This window comes from Pseudomonas sp. K5002 (assembly GCF_013386655.1).
Classification (GTDB): Bacteria; Pseudomonadota; Gammaproteobacteria; order Pseudomonadales; family Pseudomonadaceae; genus Aquipseudomonas.
Map to the genome: position 1 here is coordinate 257 of NZ_JACARK010001508.1, position 445 is coordinate 701.

A 445-nucleotide genomic window follows, 5' to 3' on the forward strand; every position below is an offset into this window, starting at 1 on the left:
GCCCAGGGTGGCGATGGCCACACCGGCGACCTTTACCGCAATAAAGAAACTCACCCAATGCCCGGCCAGCAGCAGGCCGCTGACCAGCAGGCGTCGCCAGTCGCGGGCTTGCAGCTTCTGCCAGGGCGTGTTGCTGGCAAAGCGCGCAAAGATTGCCAGGGCAATGACCGCGAACGCGGCGCGGCCGAACACGATAATCGCCGGCGAAGCGGCCGCCAGTTTGCCGAACACGCCAGTGAGGCCAAACATCAATGCGCCGATATGCAGGGCGCCGAGGGCTGTGCGGGGAGTCATTGCGATCCTTAAACGACGGGTTTACAGGATCGCAGTCTAGAGGGTTGCAGGCATTCGCGTCTGTCGTTGGGCTCGCGGCTTTTGTCGCAGGACTCTTGCTTGGTGAAGATCCCTGTGGGAGCTGGCTTGCCTGCGATGCAGACAACTCGGT

1 protein-coding gene is annotated in these 445 nt (G+C 62.5%); it reads right to left on the minus strand.

Annotated features, from left to right (window positions below):
* Positions 1 to 294, minus strand: a 294-nt coding sequence (locus tag HX846_RS40130; protein ID WP_372242075.1) for an EamA family transporter, incomplete at its 3' end; no start/stop codon positions are given.
* Between the last annotated feature and the right edge of the window lie 151 nt (positions 295 to 445).